The organism is Pseudomonas sp. BAY1663, from assembly GCF_000582595.1.
In the GTDB taxonomy this organism is placed as follows: domain Bacteria; phylum Pseudomonadota; class Gammaproteobacteria; order Pseudomonadales; family Pseudomonadaceae; genus Stutzerimonas; species Stutzerimonas stutzeri_AF.
Genome location: NZ_AZSV01000187.1, coordinates 1 through 1,703, shown reverse-complemented (window position 1 = coordinate 1,703; position 1,703 = coordinate 1). Strand labels below are relative to the sequence as shown.

Below are 1,703 nucleotides of genomic sequence, written 5' to 3'. Positions count from 1 at the left end.
GCCTGGCACATCGCCCCCGCCGAGGCGCTGGCCGCCTGGCTCTGGGGCTGGCTGGAAAACCAGCTGGCGGTGCTGATGAAGACCCTGCCGCTGGGCCAGCAGGCCGCGCAGCGGCTGACCTCGCAACTGCTGCCGGTCCTCGACCAGGCGCAGCGGGAGGCCCGCGAGCTGCCGGAAGAGGCCTGGGGCAGCGCGCCGTTCGGGCTGGCGCTGACCAGCATGGCGCACGAGCGGCAGTACAGCCGGTTGTTCAGATCGTGAGGGCCTTTTCCAGCCTCGCCATGGGATCGTGCACGTCGTCTGTAGGCATACGCTGGTGCATGGCCTTCGTAGGAGCGGGCCATGCCCGCGAAAGACGGCCACCCGGTGTACGGGTTTCGTTCGCAGGCATGGCCTGCTCCTACAGGCCTGCCCATCGCCCGGCCCGATGCCAACCCCGTTCACCAGCCAGCTCGCCCCATGCTCGAGCGATGCAGCCATCTACGCCGGGCCTGTGCCCGACTACCCGCTTTCGTCAAGAGGAAACCAACCATGACCACCCAACCCCTGCGCGTCGGCATCGGCGGGCCGGTCGGCTCCGGCAAGACCGCCCTGACCCTGGCGCTGTGCCAGGCACTGCGCGAGCGCTACAACCTCGCCGTGGTGACCAACGACATCTATACCCAGGAGGACGCCCAGTTCCTGGTGCGCAACGAGGCCCTGGCGCCCGAGCGCATCATCGGCGTGGAAACCGGCGGCTGCCCGCACACGGCGATCCGCGAGGACGCCTCGATCAATCTCGAGGCGGTGGAGCAGCTCAACCGCCGTTTTCCCGGGCTCGACCTGATCATCGTCGAATCCGGCGGCGACAACCTCTCGGCCACCTTCAGCCCGGAACTCTCCGACCTGACCCTCTACGTGATCGATGTCTCCGCCGGCGACAAGCTGCCGCGCAAGGGCGGCCCGGGCATCTGCAAGTCCGACCTGCTGGTGATCAACAAGATCGACCTGGCGCCCATGGTCGGCGCTTCGCTGGAAGTGATGGAGCGCGACGCGCGCAAGATGCGCGGCGACAAGCCCTTCGTGTTCAGCAACCAGAAGGTCGGCCAGGGCCTCGACGAGATCATCGCCTTCATCGAGAAACAGGGAATGCTCAACGCCGCCTGAGCGGAATCAGGCCTGCAGGAACGAGCCTGCTCGCGAAAGACGCGCAGGCCGGCGCCAGCAAGGACCCGGCGCCTGCAACGGCACACCACAAATCCGACCGTCGCCAATGGCCTTCGACGATTCGCGACCGCCATGCCAAACCAGAGGAACACCGCATGAATCTGCACAGAAAACTCGCCTTCGCCTGCGCACTGCTGCTCAGCCCGGCCCTGGCCTTCGCCCATGCCGGCCATGACCATGCCGGCCTGCTGTCCGGCATCGCCCACCCGGTATTCGGCCTCGACCACCTGCTGGCGATGCTCGCGGTCGGGCTCTGGGCTGCGCAGCAGCAGGGCAAGGCGCGCTGGGCGCTGCCGCTGACCTTCGTCGCGACCATGCTGCTCGGCGGCCTGTTCGGCTTCGCCGGTCTCGAGATGCCGCTGATGGAAACCGGCATCGCCGGCTCGGTGCTGGCCCTGGGGCTGCTGGTGGCGCTGGCGGTACGCCCGCCGCTGGCGATCGCGGCGGCGCTGACCGCGCTGTTCGCCCTCGGCCATGGCGTCGCCCACGGCCTGGAA

3 protein-coding genes are annotated in these 1,703 nt (G+C 68.4%); all 3 read left to right on the top strand.

The genetic code is table 11. The annotated features are described in order from the left end of the window. Window positions 1-261, top strand: a 261-nt coding sequence (locus BAY1663_RS22645; protein WP_037045358.1) for an urease accessory protein UreF, incomplete at its 5' end; no start/stop codon positions are given. A 270-nt stretch (window positions 262-531) separates the two neighbouring features. Further along, window positions 532-1,146, top strand: coding sequence for an urease accessory protein UreG (gene ureG, locus BAY1663_RS22640; protein WP_037045356.1), 615 nt, complete (start codon window positions 532-534; stop codon window positions 1,144-1,146). Window positions 1,147-1,301: 155 nt separating this feature from the next. Beyond that, the coding region (locus BAY1663_RS22635) for a HupE/UreJ family protein (protein ID WP_037045354.1) at window positions 1,302-1,703 on the top strand (402 nt) is incomplete at its 3' end.